The organism is Massilia sp. Masssp94, from assembly GCF_059491305.1.
The window spans coordinates 6,842,533-6,861,275 of the sequence record NZ_CP168501.1; the positions used below are offsets into that span (position 1 = coordinate 6,842,533).

Below are 18,743 nucleotides of genomic sequence, written 5' to 3' on the forward strand. Positions count from 1 at the left end.
AGCCCTCACGCAAGCCGCGACGGCCCGACCGCGGGCGGCGCCATGCCGTCTTGCGCCTCCTGCCCGGAATCGGCAAGAAGCGCGACACATTCGGCTTCGGCAAGGCGCATCAGTTGCCAGCTACTGCGCCGCTGGATCACCTCCGGACCGGCAGAACGGCCGAATATGCCGACCGGTATCTGGAACGTCGCAGCCGGAAGCGTGCTCCCACGGGGAAACCAGCGTGTCCCGTCGAGGGCATGCGTCTCTCCGCAGCGCCACCAGCCGCTGGCGGGACAGACCTCGCCGGTCCGGACGTTCGCGCCGAGTGCCGCTGCCGGTGCGTGGACGGCGTCGTCTTCCAGGGCGGCACTGACCGGTCCGGGCGGGGCAAGCGTAACCAGCGTAGGCGTACGCGGCCGCAGGCGCTTGTCGACCAGTCTCCACATGGTCGGCCGCGACGGTTCGATGCTCGGCTGGAGGCCACGCAGCTTTTGCCACAGGGTCTGCCGCGGTAACAGCAACGCCTGCGGCATGCGGTCGCCTTTGCGAATCCACTGGACTGCACCGCCTTGCACATCCACACCGGGTCCGCCCTCACGGCATTTCCACCAGCCTGACTGTGGACAGACCTCCCCGGCCGAAGCCAATGCACCCAGCGCCGGTCCGGGCGGTTCAGGTGGAGGCTCGGCCGCCGGCGCCGGGCCGGACTTGCGCAAGCGGATGCTGGACGAGATACTGTCCCATAGGGCCAGAACGGCGTCTTCGTGCAGGCTGGAGTCGACTGGCTTACCGCCCGGACGCGGGTTGGTGCCTGTCTCCATGTTCAGCAACAGATGTGGCTGCAACAAATCGTCGACGCCCCCACCGGCCTCCCACATGAAGCCATAGCCGGTCGTAAAATTCAGTTCGCGCACGCGCTCGAGGACCTCTTCACCCTCGATTCCGTTGATGTTGCGTTTGCCCGAACGTATCTTAGTTACACGCAGCATCTCGTCGGCACTCGCTTCTGCATCCGCGAGAGCGACGCGCTCGAGCAACCCGTCGTCGACGTGGCCGCCCGCGACGCTGCTGAGAGCCAGCCCCATGTCAGGATGGCCTGGCAGGCCGAGATGAAAGACGACGTGTTCGTTCGTATGCTCAGGCAGCGGCTCCGCGAATACGCCGCGCCAGACACAAAACCCTGGAAACGCCGGGATGTCGTCGCTGCCACGCACGTGCAGGCGCGTCAATAATGCTTCAGCCAATCTTGCGTCGCCCTCATTGGCAACTTTTTTCGACAGGGTAAAACTAACCCCTTCCAGGTGAGCATGGACCTCCACCGCTACCCATTCGACATCGACACGACGCCCACCCTCGAATCCATAGGTGCGATCCCTGCCATATTCGAGCGCGCGCCCAATCATTCCGGCAATTCGTAGATCGCGTGCTTCGATCATCCCCCCTGCCCGGGCCGGGTCCGCATCGTTTTCTTGCGCGGCTATGGCGGACTCTCGTGTGTTGACCCGTGCCCGAAACGCCGCCTCGCTTTCTTCGACCGTATCGATCGAGAATCCGGATATCATTTCCCCGGAAAGGCTCGTTTCTGCCTCGCTCGGCACATCGACCAAGTAGCGTCCGACACATACCGTTTTCATCTGTTCGGTCATTTTTGCCACCTCGGATCTGTCTCGTATGCTGCGGACCTGACCGGCGGCCCAGGTTCCCGCACAGGCGAGAGCTGCGCACAATACGATGAGCTCTCGCCATCCGCGCTTCCTCGTTCGCGTCATGGCAACATCGACACCAGCTTGACGACAGGGTCGAAGGCTAACGATCGTGGCGACTGCCGCTCGAGCGCAGTCCTGTCGTCAAACCTACCGGTGTCAAACATTACCTCACCTGACCTGCATACTGGTTTGTCCAATGGCAAGCAAGCCTGTTGCCCTGCCGCGTACGCGTCGACACCGCTCGACACCAGGGGCAAGACGACTGCCTTCCGCAATCCGCGTTTCAATGTGCGCTTCATGGCAGCTTTTGTACCAGCTTGACGATAAGGTGATGTGTCAGCAACAGGATCGCGTCGGCATTGAACGCGCCCTGATGATCGAAACCACGGACATCGAATAGCTGGCCAACTTTACCGCGTGGACCCGCACCGGACTGGTGCGGCACGGTACCGTCACCAGCCACGTCCTGGCGTGCCGGTACGAAGTGCAGATTGGTGCGCCCCTCGACTTGCACGCGGCGCCCTCCGGACGGGCCGTAGCCGTTACCGACCGCGCCCCGCAGGTTTGATTCCGTGAAAACGGCGCCGGTGCCGGGGTCGCGCGCGACCCAGCGAACGGCCCCGAAGGACATATGTCCGGGATCGGCACCGTAGAAGGCATACGTGTTCGGATGATAGTAGGTGCCCAGCGTCTGACGATGAAACTCTTCGGCACTGCCGATTGCCTTCCACATGATTTCCCTGATTCCGGGACTGCCTTTGTACTTGCCGGCAGGGTCTGCGAGATCCGGGTCTGCCAGGCGGTACCATGCGTCGAAGTCGCGATACATGTCATAGGGATTACCGACCGGTAAATGCACAACATCCCGCGGTACATCCTTGTTATTGATCCGGCTGACCAGCGAGACATGCAGCCACGGTTGCGGATACAAATGGTTGGGCAGTAATTGCAAAGCACCTGGCGCGGTGGCCATGACCGCCATTGTGTCTTTCGGCATTTCACCGAGGATTTCAGCGATGTGCTCAGCTTTGACGTTGTCCACCTTCCCATTGCTTGGACTCCACTTCTCCGTTCCGCAAGCGATCCGGCGATAGCAAACAGGTGCGCCGAGTGCCGGCATCGCGCCATGAATCACCCCCAGGATCAGATCGGGTATCTCCTTGGCGCAAGCGCGCGCGACCAGGCCGCCCATCGAATGGGTCACCAGGATGACTTGTCGGCATTCGCGCTTGCGCTCCGTCCAGAACGCAATGATGCGCTCGATGCGTTGACGCAGCCGCCTGGCCGAGTCTGCGCACGATTCGAGCCAGTTATAGCCACACGCGTAAACCGGGTAGTAATAGCCAGCGTGCTTTTCCAGCTCTTCCTCGCTGACCTTGTCGATACCGCGCACGCCCCACTTGGCAGGGTCGCACTCCATGACGTCCTTCCAGTGGCGGCATATCACGCGCACGTTGTCGAGCTGATCCATTTCGAACGTATGGTTGAGACCCACATGCAAGCCGTAAAGCAGGTTTCCGTAGGAATCCCAGTGCACTTCGCCCCACGACCGTTGGCGCACCTCGGCCTCCGTCATCCCGTAATTGCGTGCCTCAAGAGGCAAATGGATGTCGCCGCGATTATCGGTCTCGAGCGTTCGGCCATCCAACAGTAGTTGCCGTGTCCCGGCATCGTATTTCTTCCATTTACGCGACGTATTCAACCCCTCGAACGTCCCATTCGGTGCCCGCCACGCCGGCTCCCCCGGATCCAGCACCTCGTTCGCCCGCATCGCCGGACTGGTCGCGGCCCGCAGGTTGCTCCCCATGATCCCCGGTACGACGATGACCGGAACGACCTTCGACGGCGGCAAGGTGAACAGCCCGCGTGTCGTGAACGAGGTGGGGGTCAGGACGGTTCGGCCCGTCCAGCTGCCGTCGGGCTGCGGGACGAGGTTGGGCAAGGGGCGGGTCGGGTCTGCCATGCGCGCTCCGTGGTCTGGGTTGAGTTTGCGGGAAATTCGGCGTCAACGGGCCGGGTCGTCGTCGGGGAGGAAGGCCATGGCGACGTCGCCGATCATTTCGCCGATCAGCAACGAGGTGCGGCCCTGTTCGTCGGTGCGTCCGGTGACGGTGCGGCCGTCTTCGAACGTCGCCTCGTAGCGTTGGTTCGGGACCGGCTTGCCGGTCTGCTGGTGCCGCAGCACCACGTATTCGTCCGTGTGCAGATGCGACGTCGGCATGCGCACGCCCTCCGGTGTCGCGCCGCCGGGGCCGACCTCGTCGAATTCGCTCGCCTTGAAGACCTGGCGGCCGCTCGTCTGCTGGGTGACCGTGCCGTCGGCCCAGTCGGTCTGCGCGCCCGGCGCGATGATCTTCACGGCCGGCGCTTCCAGCTCGATGCGTTCGGCGGCGATCAGGCTGATGCGGCCCGCCGACTTGATCTGGATATTGCCCACGTGCGTGTGCACGATGATGTCGCCGCGGCCCGCGACGAGGCGCACGCCCAGTTCGTGGGCGAACAGGCTCAGGCGGCGGGCGGCGCGCACGAAGATGTTGGCGCCGGCCGCGAGCTCGGCGTCGCCCGCGCTGACGACGTCCACCTTGCCGCCCGCGCCCAGTGCCAGGTTGTCGTTGCTGGCGACGATGATGCCGTTCGGCGCCGTCGCGGCCAGGATAGGTTCCCCGCCCCCCGCCGCGCCTTCCGCGACGTTGCTGCCGGCGTGCCACCGTTTCAGCTTGTCGACGAGGGCGGCAAGGCGCCGGCCCGTCGGCTCGTCGTCCGTATGGACGGCCGCCAGCTTGCCCACTTCGTCGAGGATGCCCTGCATGACGTCGGCCAGGCCCGCCAGTCCGGCGCGGTCGAGCTGGCCACCTTCCGCCTGCGGGCTCGCCTCCGCGCTGATCAGGACGCCCTGGGCGCCGCGCACGGCCACCGACAGGTCGCTGCGCAGCTCGGCGCCCTCCCCGCGCGGCGTGCCGGTGCCGTCGGCGCGCGGACGCGTCAGCCAGCCGAGGTTCAGTTCCGACGTGCCGTGGTCGCTGGCCAGCTGCGCGCTGATCTCGCCGCGCGTGTCGTCGAAGCGCAGCTGGTTGCCGCGCGCCCCCTGGATCTCGTGCGTGCGCGTGCCGGATACGTAGCGGTTGCCCGGCAGCGCGCCCGCCTGGCTGAACGCGGGCGGCGCCGTGCGCTGGTTGTACAGCTGGGCGAGGATGATCGGGCGGTCCGGGTCGCCGCCGAGGAAGGCCACCAGCACTTCGGAACCGACGCGCGGCAGCGACAGCGCGCCAGCCTGCTGCTGGCTGCCGTTGCCGTTGCCGGCCCAGTTGGACGCGACGCGTACCCAGGCCGAATCGGCCGGCGAATCGGACGCGCCGGCGCCGTGCGCATGGCGATGGTCGGCGACGCGCATGCCCGGGAAGCGGATTTTTACCCGGCCCAGCGCGTCGCAATGGACGTCCTCGCCGGCCGGCCCGACGACGATGGCGCTCTGCAGCGGCGGCTGCGGCAGGTCGGTGCGCGGATCGTAAGCGGGCACGATCGGAATGCCGCGCCGGACGGCGGAAAAGCTGACGCGCACGCGCGCCTGCCCGTCGCCAGCGCGCGGCGCCGGCAGCGCGCTCAGGGCGGCGTCCGCCGACACCTGTCTGGCGTGGCGTTCCAGTTCGCGCGGCAGGTTGTTGTCGGCCACGACGTGCAGTTCCGTGATCACAAAATCGCGCTCCGCGGCGGGGTGCGTGTCGATCTCGGGATGGCCTTCGAGCGCAAAATACTGGCCGGCGCAGAAGTCGCGCACGCTGCCCTCGCCCTGGAAGCACTTCGATTCGAATTCGTGGCGGCTCGTGCGCACCTGGCCCAGGCGCCAGTGGTCCTCGACGTCGTTGCCCGCGTGCGGCATCTCGATCAGGTAGTCGTCCAGCGACGCGGCGAGCGTGTTGCCGCTCGGGCCCTGGTCCACGTTGCTGCGCGCGGAGGCCGTCATGAACTGCGCGGCGCCGGGATTCTTGTAGTCCCAGCTGTGGCGCGTGGCGACGCCCGGCTGCAGGCGGCGCGCGGCGCGCCAGGAACTGACGGTGTCGCGGCCGTCCGCCATGCTGTCGCGGTGGTAACGCACCGTGCCGGCCGCGTTCTGCGGCAGGCCGTTCGGGTCGTTGAACAGCACCAGCGTGTGCGCGGGCGTGCGGTCGTGCGCGGGGTCGACGGGGCTGCCGCGGCTGCGTCCCGGCCGGAACACCCACGCGATGCCGCGCCGCTTGAGCAGGCGGCGCACGAACGCGGCGTCCGACTCGTTGTACTGCATGGTCTGTTCGCGCGGCGGGAACTGGCGCATGTCGAACAGCGGATCGAGTTCGAGTTCGAAGGCGTTGGCCAGCACCGTGTTCGACTGGCGCCATTCGTCGCACAACACCTGCACGATCTCCAACTCGTTCTGGTAGCGGAACACACGGCTGTTGGTGCGCTTTTCCATCACGGCGAACACGTCGCGCAAGACGAGCTCGTAGCCGGCCAGGCCGCCGTCGGCGTCGCCCGCGCGCGCCTCGGTGACGATGCCGCACACGCTGCGGAGCATGCCGCGGTCGGTGACGAACTGCAGTTCGGCCGGCAGCGCGATCAGGTCCTTCAGCGCGATGTGCGGGCTGCTGGCGAGGCAGGCGACGCGGTAGTCGATGCCGCCGCAGATCGCCTCGTGGCCCACGACCCGCTGGGGCAGCAGCACGTCCTCCGCGAGCTGGCCGCCTTGGGCCAGGCGCAGGCGCAACGGCCGGTGCGCGGTGCTCAGGACCTTCTCGTGCTGCAGAACCCGCAGGAACTCGCTCGCGCTTTCCACTGTCTCTCCCGTGAACACGCCGCGGCTGCGGCACGAGAATGGATTCTTCCATGCTTCAACCGGCGCGAGATTAACGTGCGTCAGGGTGTACAGGAGCGAACTTCGGCGCATGCGGATGGTCCCACGCTACGCGCCGCGCGGGTGCGCACCGCGCGCCGGCACGACTCGATGGAACCGGACACTCCCGGCGCGGTCGCGCCGTCATGAGGGCCGGGTAGGACCCATGTGCTTCATGCGCGGCGCGTGGCCGGCCCGGCATCAGCCCGGCATCAGCCCAGCAGCGCGGCCAGGCGCGGCATCGTCGCCAGCGCGCTCGCATGCGTCGCCGCGCGCACGGCGTCCGGATCGAGCCCGCGCATGTCGGCGAGCGCCGCACCGATCGCGGGCAATTGCTCCGGGCTGTTGCGGCCCGGGTGGAGCCACGCCGGCGCGATGTCCGGCGCGTCCGTCTCCAGCACGATGGACTCCAGCGGCAGGTCCACGGCGAGCCTGCGGATCTGCAGCGCGCGCGTAAAGGTCATGGCGCCGCCGAAGCCGAGGTGGAAGCCGGCGTCGATGAAGGCCTTCGCCTGCTGGAAGCTGCCGTTGAAGGCGTGCGCGATGCCGCCCGCGGGACGGATCTGGCGCACGTGCTTCAGCACCTGGTCCTGCGAGCGGCGCACGTGCGTGAGCACGGGAAGGTCGAAGTCGCGCGCGATGCGCAGCTGCTCGCGCAGGAAGCGTTCCTGCTTCGCGCGCATCGCGGGCTCGCACAGCATCGGAATGAAGAAGTCCAGGCCGATCTCGCCGATGGCCACGAAGTTCGGGTCCGCCAGCGACGCCTCGACCTGGCGCCGCAGTTCGGCGAGGTCGTCGTGCGTCGCCTGCGGCACGTAGATCGGATGGATGCCCAGCGCATAGCTGGCGTTGGGCAGGCTGCCTGCCAGAGCGCGCACGACGCCGAAGTTATCGCGCGCGACGGCCGGTATCACGATCATGCCGACCCCGAGTTCCTGCGCACGCTGAGCGATGGCTCCCGACGCCGTGCCGAATTCGTGGGCGTCGAGGTGGCAGTGGGTGTCGATCCACATGGAAGGGTCAAGCCCCGGCCGGCTGCAGGCCGTGCTCCGTCATGCGCAGCACGCGGTCGCAGCGGCGCGCCAGTTCCGGGTCGTGCGTGACGATGACGAAGGCGGTGCCGAGGGTCTTCGACAGTTCGAGCATCAGGTCGAAGATGCCCTGCGCCGTCGAGTGGTCGAGGTTGCCGGTCGGTTCGTCCGCCAGCACGCACGCCGGTTCCGTGACGAGGGCGCGGGCCAGCGCCACGCGCTGGCGCTCGCCGCCGGACAGTTCGCCCGGCCGGTGGATGGCGCGCTGCGTCAGGCCCACGCGCGCCAGGATCGCCTCGGCGCGCGCGACGGCGTCCGCGCGCTTCATGCGCCGGATCAGCAGCGGCATCGCGACGTTGTCCAGCGCCGTGAACTCCGGCAGCAGGTGGTGGAACTGGTAGACGAAGCCGAGCGAGCGGTTGCGCAGCTCGCCGCGGCGCGTCTCCGACAAGGTCGCGAAGTCCTCGCCCTGCAGCGTGACGCTGCCCGTGCTGGGCGTGTCCAGCCCGCCCAGGATGTGCAGCAGCGTCGATTTGCCGGAACCGGACGCGCCGACGATGGCCACGCGCTCGCCGCGGGCGATCGAGAAATCGATGTTGTCCAGCACCTGGACCGAGTAGTCTCCCTGGCGGAAGGTCTTGGCGACGTTGCGGCAGGCAAGTACAGCGGTATTCACATTCATGTCATTCATAGCGGAGTGCCTCCGCCGGTTTCACGCGCGACGCGGACCAGCTGGGGTAGATGGTCGCGACGAAGGCCAGCAGCACGGAGACGCCGCCGATCTTGGAGACGTCCGGCCAGCGCAGGTCGGACGGGATTTCGCTGATCAGGTAAATATCCTTGGACAGGAACTGCACACCGAGCAGGTGCTCGATGAACGGGACGATGACGTCGATATTGAGCGCCACCAGCACGCCCAGGCCCACGCCCGCCGCGGTGCCCATGATGCCGACGAGGGCGCCCTGGATCATGAAGATCTTCGTGATCGAGCGCGGCGACGCGCCGAGGGTGCGCAGGATGGCGATGTCGGGCTGCTTGTCGGTCACCGTCATGACGAGGGTCGAGACCAGGTTGAACGCGGCGACGGCGATGATCAGCGTGAGGATGATGAACATCATGCGCTTTTCCGTCTGCACGGCGGCGAACCAGTTGGCGTTCAGCTGCGACCAGTCGCGCATGATCAGCTCGCCCGACATGCTGCGCTTGAGTTCCTGCGCGACGAACGGGGCCTGGTGCATGTCGGCGATGCGCAGGCGCAGGCCGTTCGGCGCGTCGATCCGCACCATGCGCTGCGCGTCCTCGATGTTGATGAACGCGAGCGCCGAATCGAATTCGTAGTGGCCGGCCTCGAAGATGCCGCTCACCGTGAACACGCGCGAGCGCGGGACCATGCCGGCCGGCGTCGTCTGGCCCTGCGCCAGCAGCATGTTGACCTTGTCGCCGATGCCCACGCCGAGCGAGCGCGCGAGCGCGTAGCCGATGACGATGTTGTACTCGCCGGACTTGAGGCTCTCGATGCTGCCCTGGCGGATCTGCTTCGCCACGTCCGACACCTTGTGCTCTTCCGCCGGCAGGATGCCGCGGATGACGGCCGGCTTCATCGTGTCCTCGCGCACCAGCAGGCCCTGCGTCTCGACGAACGGCGCGGCGCCGCGTACGGCCGGGTTGCGGAAGGCTTCCTGCTCGGCCTGGCGCCAGTTCGCCATGGTGCCGCTCGCGTCGAACACTTCGATGTGCGCGAGCACGGACAGCATGCGGTCCGTGACCTCCTTCTGGAACCCGTTCATCACCGACAGCACGACGATCAGGGCGGCCACGCCGAGGGCGATGCCGGACACGGAGATCAGCGAGATGAAGGAAATGAAGCTGTTGCGGCTGCTGCGCTTGCCGGCGCGCGTGTAGCGCAAGCCGACCAGCCATTCGTACGGCAGTTTGTGGATGAGGCTCATGGGCTCCAGGGTAAATGCTTGGGTCCCGCAGTTTGCCACACAACGCTCATCCATGTGGGGCGTTGTCACAATTGGAAGTACTTTTTCTATCTTGCACACACCATAAAAAGTCCGGAACTCCGGACGCGGCAAGACTATCGAACCCAGACAGGAGGCCCACCATGGCATTTTCCGTCTTCGATTCGAAGGGCACGCCGCTCGACCGGCAGCACACCACGTGGCGCGACATGGTGCGCAGGCCGATCAGCAAGCTGGACGACGATGCCTTTACCCGCATGCGCATCATCCTCATGAACGGCATCGAGCTCGAGGCCCTGCGCTTCTCGCACATGGCCGCGCGCTGCAACATGGCGCTGCGCCAGCCGCTGGCCGACGTCAGGCGGGTCGAGCAGCACCAGGCCACGATGGTGAACTGGCTGCTGGCGCCCGATCATTCTCCGCTCGAGACGACCATCGCCTACGAACAGCTGGCCATCGAGCTGACGGCGAGCGTGGCCCGGGCCGAGCCGGACGACTACCTGTCCGGCGTGTATCGTTTCGGGCTGCTGGAAGACTTCGACCACCTGTACCGCTACGCGGCGCTGCTCGACCGCGTGGAGGGCAAGGATGCGAACAATATCCTGCAGAGCTATACGGACATCCTCCCCGGCCGCCCCACGCCCGAGCACCACCGCGCCCCGCGCGACGACCTGCGCATCCCGTACGACCGCAGCATGGCCGCGATGCTCAGCAAGCTGCATGCGCTGACGATCACGGCGGCCGAGGCGCAGACCCACAACTATTATATGAACGTGGGCCCGACGTTCGCCGACCCGGTCGCGCGCCAGCTGTATGCGGAGATCGCCTCCGTGGAAGAACAGCACGTCACGCAATACGAATCGCTGCTGGACCCGACGGAGACGTGGGTCGAGCAGTGGATGCTGCACGAGGCGAACGAGTGCTACACCTATTACAGCTGCGTCGAGACGGAGACGAACCACCACGTCAAGGCCATCTGGGAGCGCTGCCTCGACTACGAGCTGGGCCACTTCCACATGGCCGCCGACGCCTTCCGGCGCTACGAGCGGCGCGATCCGGCCGAGATCGTCGGCGATTTTTCAGGCCCGATCCCGTTCCGCAGCCAGCGCGACTACGTGCGGCAGGTGCTGGCCAGCGAAGTCGACCTGCGCGCGCTGGGCACGCAATTCGTGCCGAAGGCGCACGAAGACCAGGCCAGCATCGATTACCGCCGGCAGATGAACGGCGACGGCTCGCCCAGCGCGGCGGTGGCGGCCGGCTACGTCTGGACGCCGGGCACGGAACTCGTGAGCCATGGCGCCGCCACCACGACGGCCATCACGACGACCCTGCCCGCCAACCAGGGCGGCGTCGTCCAGCCCTGAACCGCAACGGAGACACCATGGCACAGCAGACCGAACACCTCGGCATGAACCGGACGGGCGTGCAGATGTCGCCCATCGACACGGCGGCCATGCAGGGCAGCGACAACGCGCCGATCCGCGGCGCGCCGGGCGACGAGCGCGCCCTGCTGGACGCGCGCGAGGCGCTCATCATGGACGCCGGCGACATCGGCTCCATCCCCATGCCGGGCTCGGTCGCGGGCGCCGTCAACATGGGCATGCACATGCTCAAGGGCGACCGGCCGCAGATCCTGCTCGACAAGCTGGGCGAACGCCTCGCGTTCGAACGCACGGGCACCCGTCTGTACGACGCGCTGCTGGCGAAATGCGACGTGATGCAGGGCGGCCCCGCCGGCATGACGCGCGACCACGTCGCCGCCATCCGCCGCGACGAAGCCCGCCACTTCCTGCTGCTGAAGGACGCGATCGAATCGCTGGGCGGCGATCCGACGGCGCAGACGCCCAGCGCGGACGTGACCGGCGTCGAGTCGCTGGGTTTCGTGCAGGTGCTGAACGATCCGCGCACGAGCCTCGCCCAGTCGCTGCACGCGCTGCTGACGGCCGAACTGGCCGATCGCGCCGGCTGGGAGACGCTGATCGCGCTCGCGGGCGAGGCCGGCCAGGACGACCTCGTGGCCGGCTTCACGCTGGCGCTGGAGGACGAGCACCGGCACCTCGTCCTCGTCCAGGGGTGGTATCACGAGGCGATCGGGCTGACGCCCGTTCCCGGGATGCTGCCGCCGGGCGGGTCGGCCGGCATGCCGCCCGATTCGACCACCGCGCCGACGACCTCGCCGGACGTGACGACGCCGGGACCGGGGGCGGACATCTGAGCCCATTTCGCCTAAAATAGAGGGATGGCCCACATTTCGCTCGTCCTGCCGTTCGCCCTCCCCGTTCCCGAATTCGCGCCCGACCTGACCCGCGCCCTGCAGGCGCCGGCGCTGGCCGCGCTGTTGTCGAAAATATCAGACGCGCGCTACCGCCCGCTCGACACCGACGCGCGCGTCCTGCCGCATGAGCTCTGGATCGCGCGGGCGCTGGGCGTCGCGCACGGGCTCGTGCCGGGGGTCGCGACCAGCGCGATGCGCGCAATCGGCCTCGATCCGGAGGACGGCATGTGGTTCGTCGTGAACCCGACCCATATCCAGATCGCGCGCACGCATTTGCAGATGGACGACATGCGCCAGCTCGACCTGCGCGAGGACGAAGCGCGCGCCCTGTTCGACAGCGCCCGGCCCTGCTTCGAGGACGCCGGCTACGCGCTCGCGTGGGGCGCGCCCGACACGTGGTTCATGCGCGCGGACGACTGGACGGAAATCGCGACGGCGAGCCCGGACGCGGCCGTCAACATGAACCTGACCGACTGGATGCCGTCCGGCCCGCAGGTGCGCGCGTTCCGCAAGCTGCAGAACGACGTGCAGGTGACGTGGTTCACGGACCCGGCCAACGCGGCGCGCGAGGCGCGCGGCCAGTTACCGATCAATTCCTTCTGGCCGTGGGGGAATGCGAGCATGGCGACCGAACACGCCCAGCAACTGGTGGCGAAGGTCTCCGGCAAGCCGCTCGTGCGCCCGCGCGTGGCGGCGTTCGACACGCCCGGCTGGCTGACGGCGCTGGCCGACCGCCGCCTGGGCAGCCTGGCGGACGTCGACGCGCTGCTGGACGGCGGCGACGACTGGCTGCTCGCCTGCGGCAACGTGGCGGCACCCGGCATCGCGGCCGACTGGCATGGCTGGCTGCAGCAGATGCAGCGCCTGGAGACCGGGCTGTTCGCGCCCTTGCTGGCCGCATTGAAAACCGGCCGCATCAAGGAGGTGCGCCTCGTGCTGAGCCACCGCGACGGCCACCTCGAAACGACGACGACCCCGCTGGCGCAACGTAAATTCTGGCGCCGCCCGACCCTGGAACGACTGCTTTGAAAACCCGCATCACCATCCGCCCCTGCCCCGTAAGACTATCCGAAATGCTGCGCCAGGGCGGGATCCACCCCGTCCTCGCGCGCGTGTACGCGGCCCGCGGCCTGACCGACCCGCGCGAGCTGGAGACTGGACTTCAAGCATTGGTACCGCCCGGCGCGCTGCGCCAGATCGACGCGGCGGCCGTCTACCTCGCCGACGCCATCGCGGCCGGCAAGAAGATGACCATCGTCGCCGATTACGACTGCGACGGCGCCACCGCCTGCGCCACGGCGATCCGCGGCCTCACCGCGATGGGCGCGCGCGTCGACTACATCGTGCCGAACCGCTTCGAATACGGCTACGGCCTGACGCCGGAAATCGTCGAACTGACGGCGCGCGAGAAAGCGCCGGACATCATCATCACGGTCGACAACGGCATCGCCAGCATCGACGGCGTGGCGGCGGCAAAGGCGCGCGGCATCGACGTCGTCGTCACCGACCACCACCTGCCGGGCGACGCGCTGCCGGACGCGCGCGTGATCGTGAACCCGAACCAGCCGGAATGCGGCTTCCCCAGCAAGCACCTGGCCGGCGTGGGCGTCGTGTTCTACGTGCTGCTGGCCCTTCGGGCGGAATTGCGCAAGCGGGGCGTGTTCGACGCGCAGACGCAGCCCAAGCTCGACAACCTGCTCGACCTCGTCGCGCTGGGCACCGTCGCCGACGTGGTGAAACTCGACACGAACAACCGCATCCTCGTCGCCCAGGGGTTGAAGCGCATGCGCGCGGGCCGGATGCACGCGGGTGTCGCGGCGCTGTTCCGCGTGGCGGGGCGCGAGGCGCGCTGCGCGTCGCCGTTCGACCTCGGCTTCGCCCTCGGCCCGCGCCTGAACGCCGCCGGCCGCCTGGAAGACATGGCGCTCGGGATCGAATGCCTGATCACGGACGACGAGGGCCGCGCCTGGGCCATCGCGCAGGAACTCAACGACATCAACTTGAAACGGCGCGAGATCGAGGCCGACATGCAGGGTACGGCCCTGCTGCACCTGGACGATTTCGAGCCGGCGGACGCCAGCACCATCGCCGTGTTCGACGACGGCTGGCACCAGGGCGTGATCGGCATCGTCGCCTCGCGCCTGAAAGAGAAATTCTACCGGCCGACGATCACGTTCGCGCCCGCGGGCGACGGCTGGATCAAGGGTTCCGGCCGCTCGATCCCGGGCTTCCACCTGCGCGACGCGCTCGACCTCGTGTCGAAGAAGGTGCCGGGGCTGATCGACAAGTTCGGCGGGCACGCGATGGCAGCCGGCCTGTCGATCCGCGGCGACCATTTCGACACGTTCGCGCAGGCGTTCGAAGCCGTCGGCCGCGCGTGGCTGACGGAGGCGCAGCTGGAGCGCGTCGTCGAGACGGACGGCCCGCTGGAAGACGATTTCTACAGCACGCAATTCATCGAACTGCTGGACAGCCAGGTGTGGGGCCAGGGGTTCGCGCCGCCCGTGTTCTGCGACGAATTCCGTGTCGTCAGCCAGCGCATCCTGAAGGACAAGCATCTCAAGCTGCTGCTGGAGCGGAATGGGCGGCGCTACGATGCCATCTGGTTCGGGCATACGGATGCGCTGGGCGACAAGGCGCGGGTGGCGTTCCGGCTCGATGCCAATGAGTACAACGGCGTGACCAAGGTTCAACTGCTCGTCGAGCACGCGGAACCTGTATAACCCGTCGTCCCCGCGAAAGCGGGGACCCATACTGAGCAACCGACTTCGGAACCTCAGCATGGATTCCCGCCTGCGCGGGAATGACGGTGTTACGTTACGGACCTAGCGGGTAAAAATCGGCGCCTGCGTCACCGCGCCCATCCCCTCGCCCAGGTAAAAGCTGGGATGCGGCGGCTGGTTATACCCCGCATTCTGCCCCGCCACCTGCGCCCGGTACTGCGGATCGTGCATCAAGGTCGGAATGCGCGCCGTCGTCGGCGCCGTCGTCGTGAACACGAGCAGGGCCGAGTTGTCGGCCGTGCGCCACACGACTTCCTCGCGCCAGTCGCCGAGGATGTCGGCCGACAGCACCGGCGTCGCCTTGGTCCCATTGTTCGACGCCGCCCCGTACGGTGCACCGTCGAGCAGGCGCACGACGCTCCCCGTCGCCGGCTGCCATTTGTTGATCACGGTGCCGTCGAGCAGTTCGCGGCCCAGGTCGCCATCCCACCAGCTGGCGAAATTCATGTTCCCCGGACGCGCCGTGGAAATCTGGTGCCCGTTCGCCGCCATCAGCCCGCCGCGCGACGCCCAGCATTCCTCGCCCAGGTAGTTCGGATCGATGTCCGCGCACACGCCGCGGCCGACGTCGGCGCCGCTGCCGCTGACGCCCCACAGGATCCGGCCCGTCGCCGCGTCGTGCATCTCGGAGCCGGTGGCGCCGTAGCAGGACGGGGTTTCGTGCACCATGTACGCCTGCAGGCCGGCGCGGGTCGGGTCCAGCTTGCCGACGTGCAGCGCGTCGCCGTGGCACAGGCCGGTGCTGTACAGCATGTGTCCATCGCTGCCGATCGCGGCCGCGCCGTAGACGATGTCGTCGCGGCCGTCGCCGTCGACGTCCGCCACGGCGAACCAGTGCGAGCCCTGGCCGCGCACGGCGCTGCCTTCCTTGTCCGTATCGAACACCCAGCGGCTGGACAGCACGCCGTCGCGGTAATCCCACGCCGCGACCACGGCGCGCGTGTAATAGCCGCGCGAGAAGATGGCGCTGGGCCGACGGCCGTCCAGGTAGGCGACGCCGCCCAGGAAACGGTCGACGCGGTTGCCGTAGTTGTCGCCCCACGCCGCCACCGAGCCGCGCGCCGGCAGATAATCCGTGGTCGCCAGCGCCTTGCCCGTGCGGCCATCGAATACCGTCAAATACTCCGGGCCGGACAGGATGTAGCCGTTGGCATTGCGGTAGTCGGCATTGGCGTCGCCGATCACCTTGCCCTGCCCGTCCACGGTGCCGTCGGCCGTCTTCAGCATCACCTCGGCCTTGCCATTGCCGTCGAAGTCGTACGCGACCACCGTCGTGTAATGGGCGCCCGCGCGGATATTGCGGCCCAGGTCGATGCGCCACAGCCGCGTGCCGTCGAGTTTATAGGCGTCGACATACGTGTTGCCGGTATAGCCCGACTGCGAATTGTCCTTGGCATTGGTCGGCTGCCATTTGACGATCAGCTCGTACTGGCCGTCGCCGTCCAGGTCGGCCGGCGTGCCGTCGTTGATGTCGTAGGTGTAGGCCTCACCCTTCGGCGTGACGCCGCCCGTCGGCCGCTGCACGGGAATGCGCAGGACGGGCTGGCTCCACGTGGCGCCGGCCGCTTCGTCCTTCTTTTCGTGCCCGTCGACGATCGCCCGCACGGTGTAGCGGGCCACCGGCGTGCCGTTGGTGTCCGTAAAATTGCTCGCCGTAAGTGGCGCGCCGTTCAGGCGGACGCCGTCGCGGTAGAGGTTGAAGCGGGTGCCGGGGTCGTCGACGCCCAGCACGCGCCAGCTGACGAAGACGCCGCCGCCGGTGGCGACGGCGACGACGCCGCGGTCGAGTTTTTCAACCTGCTTGCCCTGCGCGGCAAACGCGGATTGCGCGAGGGCGAGCGCCAGCAGCCCTAGCGGTGCAACGGTTCGGATCGGTATCATGTCGCCAGCCTGCTCGTCGTTGTTGTTGGGCGTTCGAGTATCTGGATTGGCCCGGGGAGTGTCAATTCGGTCCAGGCAAGCAGTCACAATGTTGAGCGGGGCGACTACTCTTTCTTGCCGCACTGACAGGGCGGCGCCTCGCCCCGGTCGAACACGATCTTCCACCGCCCCGGCGCTTCCAGCCGCCAGATCGAGTTGTAGCGTCCGACCACCCTGCCGCTGGGATCGTAGACAGGCCCGCCGCTATAGGCCAGGGTGCCGGAATCCACGACTTCCACCTGCTCCGGCTCCCACGAGAATGGCGCGCGTTCGCCGTCGTAATACTTGCGCCACGCATTGGCGACGGCCTCGCGCCCGCGCAGCGGGGTCGGGCCGGCAAAGAAGATGGCCTCTTCGGCCAGGAAGGATGTGAACGCGGCGTGGTCGCGCGCCTTCATCGTCGCGGCGAAGGCACGTTCGGTGTCCGCCACCTGTTTCTTCAGCTCGTCGTGCGACGGCCGCGCCGCGCTCGCCATAGCCAGCATCAGCGTGCTGATGCACATGACCCCAATCGACAGCAGACGCATCGCGCCCCCCTTTAACGTCGTTTACCAGGATGATGATTTGACAAGCCTTGAATTCTGGCACGGCAGTACGGTTTGTACAAGATGCTTGCACGATGTCCGAAAGCGGAGTATATATAATCCATAACCGGAGGATTCCTCATGAGCTTCGCCTACGCCTACCCCAAGAGCCGGTTCGAACCGGCGGTTCTTGTCGACCTGTCCGCCCGCTCCGAGCGCGAACGGCTGTCGGAATCGGCCCTGAAAGGTTTCTTTCGCCTGGCCGGCGCCTGGCAGATCCGCGACGAGGATGCGCGCGAGCTGCTCGGCGGCCTGTCGTCGTCCTCGTTTTACGAATGGAAGAAGCACCCCGCGCGGGTGCTGGAAGTCGACCGCATCACGCGCATCTCCTACCTGCTCGGCATCTATAAAGCCCTGCACATCCTGTACGGCGACAAGCTCGCCGACGAATGGATCCACCTCCCCAACACCAATCCCATCTTCAACGGCCGCACGCCGCTGGCCTGCATGCTGGGCGGCGGCCTGCTGGCGATGCAGACCGTGCGCCGCCTGCTCGACGCCCGCCGCGGAGGGCTGTGAGTGAAACTCATCCCGCGCCTGACCGCGCTGCGGCGGTTCGATACGTGCCGCCTGATCCCGTCGCGCTTCGCCGACCTCGAAGACTCGGTGCTGGCCCCGCTCGCCGATGACGATGGCATGCTGCGCGACCTGTTCGACCTCGACAACGCCACCAACGACCGCCTGCGCGGCGAGTCCGGCCTGCTGCCGGGGATCGGCGTCGACGAACTCGTGTTCGGCGTGCCGAACTTCCGCATCATCAACGCGGCCTACACGTATGCGCGGCCGGAAGGCAGCCGTTTCAACGACGGCGAACGGGGCGCGTGGTATTGCGCGTTCGAGATCGAGACGGCGCTGGCCGAGGTGGCGTTCCACAAGGCCGTCGAATACCAGGAAATCGGCCGCTTCGACGACAGCGTGAGTTACCAGGCCCTGCTGGCCGATTTCAGCGCCAGCTTCCACGACCTGCGCGGCGCCGATACCTGGGACGACTGCCTCGCGGCCGACAGCTACGTCGCATCGCAGGCGCTGGCGGCGGAGCTGCTGGAGGCGGGTTCGATGGGCGTCATCTACCCGAGCGTGCGGCGGCCCGAGGGCACGAATCTCGCATGCTTCCGCCCCGCATTGGTCGGCAATGTCCGCAAGGGCCATGCATATCGGTTAACATGGGCGGGTTCGCCGCTTCCCGCCATCGAACCCCTCTGAATCAGACATCACCATGAAAACCGATCCGCTCAAAGACACCGAACTGCACGACAAGATCAACCGCGAGACCGCCCGCGTGCACTGGTCCGAACTCGAACGCCATTTCGCCCACGGTGCCGTCGTGTATGTGAGCGAAGAACTGGACCTCGTCGAAATCGCCCTGCGCATCGCCCATGATGACAAGGACGCCATCAACCGCTGGATGAACGAAGGCAAGGTTGCCAAGGTATCCGACGTGCAGGCGAGCACCTGGCAGGCGTCCGACACCCTTCTGTGGGCGTCCGTCGTGAGCCCGTTCGTGCTGGTGCAGCCGGAAAAGCACGCCGTTCACTGAGAAAGTGTTGGCCAGCAAACACATTACCTTGGAGCAACTAGTTTTTAGGAAATGTGATCCCTCCGAATCCGCTATACTGGCGTGAAGTGAGGAA

General features: G+C 67.1%; 15 protein-coding genes. 7 read left to right on the forward strand and 8 right to left on the reverse strand.

Translation table 11 applies throughout. The features are described 5' to 3' along the window. Window positions 1-5: 5 nt before the first annotated feature. From ACEN9G_RS30015 to ACEN9G_RS30040, 6 genes are all read right to left on the reverse strand, one after another. Window positions 6-1,628 (reverse strand): T6SS immunity protein Tli4 family protein, encoded by a 1,623-nt coding sequence (locus tag ACEN9G_RS30015; RefSeq protein WP_413341258.1) that lies wholly within the window; start codon window positions 1,626-1,628, stop codon window positions 6-8. A gap of 355 nt (window positions 1,629-1,983) precedes the next feature. After that, window positions 1,984-3,651: an esterase/lipase family protein gene (locus tag ACEN9G_RS30020; protein WP_413341257.1), complete on the reverse strand. Its 1,668-nt coding sequence runs from the start codon at window positions 3,649-3,651 to the stop codon at window positions 1,984-1,986. 42 nt (window positions 3,652-3,693) lie between these two features. Further along, entirely contained in the window at window positions 3,694-6,606 is a 2,913-nt protein-coding gene (locus ACEN9G_RS30025; protein ID WP_483127446.1) for a type VI secretion system Vgr family protein, read from the reverse strand. A 158-nt stretch (window positions 6,607-6,764) separates the two neighbouring features. Further along, window positions 6,765-7,565 carry a TatD family hydrolase gene (locus ACEN9G_RS30030; protein WP_483127447.1) on the reverse strand — a complete coding sequence of 267 codons (801 nt, stop codon included), beginning with the start codon at window positions 7,563-7,565 and terminating at the stop codon, window positions 6,765-6,767. 7 nt (window positions 7,566-7,572) lie between these two features. Next, window positions 7,573-8,265: a lipoprotein-releasing ABC transporter ATP-binding protein LolD gene (lolD, locus tag ACEN9G_RS30035; protein WP_413389109.1), complete on the reverse strand. Its 693-nt coding sequence runs from the start codon at window positions 8,263-8,265 to the stop codon at window positions 7,573-7,575. A gap of 1 nt (window position 8,266) precedes the next feature. Beyond that, a complete protein-coding gene (locus ACEN9G_RS30040; protein WP_413344801.1) occupies window positions 8,267-9,532 on the reverse strand; it encodes a lipoprotein-releasing ABC transporter permease subunit in 1,266 nt (421 codons plus the stop codon). A gap of 161 nt (window positions 9,533-9,693) precedes the next feature. Between ACEN9G_RS30040 and ACEN9G_RS30045 the strand changes: the two genes are divergently transcribed. From ACEN9G_RS30045 to recJ, 4 genes are read left to right on the forward strand one after another with little or no spacing between them, the layout of a single operon-like run. Further along, the gene (locus tag ACEN9G_RS30045) at window positions 9,694-10,914 is read left to right on the forward strand and encodes a hypothetical protein (protein WP_413344802.1); all 1,221 of its coding nucleotides are present in this window, start codon (window positions 9,694-9,696) and stop codon (window positions 10,912-10,914) included. Window positions 10,915-10,931: 17 nt separating this feature from the next. Beyond that, on the forward strand, window positions 10,932-11,765 hold the full coding sequence (locus ACEN9G_RS30050; RefSeq protein ID WP_413388404.1) for a ferritin Dps family protein: 834 nt from the start codon (window positions 10,932-10,934) through the stop codon (window positions 11,763-11,765). A 24-nt stretch (window positions 11,766-11,789) separates the two neighbouring features. Continuing rightward, window positions 11,790-12,854, forward strand: a complete 1,065-nt coding sequence (locus tag ACEN9G_RS30055; RefSeq protein ID WP_483127448.1) for a hypothetical protein — start codon at window positions 11,790-11,792, stop codon at window positions 12,852-12,854. Window positions 12,855-12,898: 44 nt separating this feature from the next. Next, window positions 12,899-14,548 (forward strand): single-stranded-DNA-specific exonuclease RecJ, encoded by a 1,650-nt coding sequence (recJ, locus tag ACEN9G_RS30060; protein ID WP_440968095.1) that lies wholly within the window; start codon window positions 12,899-12,901, stop codon window positions 14,546-14,548. A gap of 102 nt (window positions 14,549-14,650) precedes the next feature. On the opposite strand, the gene ACEN9G_RS30065 is transcribed toward recJ, so the two are convergent. Next, window positions 14,651-16,489, reverse strand: a complete 1,839-nt coding sequence (locus tag ACEN9G_RS30065) for a rhamnogalacturonan lyase (RefSeq protein ID WP_413343231.1) — start codon at window positions 16,487-16,489, stop codon at window positions 14,651-14,653. Window positions 16,490-16,593: 104 nt separating this feature from the next. Beyond that, a complete protein-coding gene (locus tag ACEN9G_RS30070; protein WP_413343233.1) occupies window positions 16,594-17,031 on the reverse strand; it encodes a YybH family protein in 438 nt (145 codons plus the stop codon). A gap of 162 nt (window positions 17,032-17,193) precedes the next feature. Between ACEN9G_RS30070 and ACEN9G_RS30075 the strand changes: the two genes are divergently transcribed. From ACEN9G_RS30075 to ACEN9G_RS30085, 3 genes are read left to right on the forward strand one after another with little or no spacing between them, the layout of a single operon-like run. After that, the gene (locus tag ACEN9G_RS30075; RefSeq protein ID WP_413343235.1) at window positions 17,194-17,631 is read left to right on the forward strand and encodes an MbcA/ParS/Xre antitoxin family protein; all 438 of its coding nucleotides are present in this window, start codon (window positions 17,194-17,196) and stop codon (window positions 17,629-17,631) included. Then, window positions 17,632-18,315, forward strand: coding sequence for an RES family NAD+ phosphorylase (locus ACEN9G_RS30080; RefSeq protein WP_413343237.1), 684 nt, complete (start codon window positions 17,632-17,634; stop codon window positions 18,313-18,315). 13 nt (window positions 18,316-18,328) lie between these two features. After that, window positions 18,329-18,649, forward strand: coding sequence for a DUF2288 domain-containing protein (locus ACEN9G_RS30085; protein ID WP_413343239.1), 321 nt, complete (start codon window positions 18,329-18,331; stop codon window positions 18,647-18,649). The last annotated feature ends 94 nt before the right edge of the window (window positions 18,650-18,743 follow it).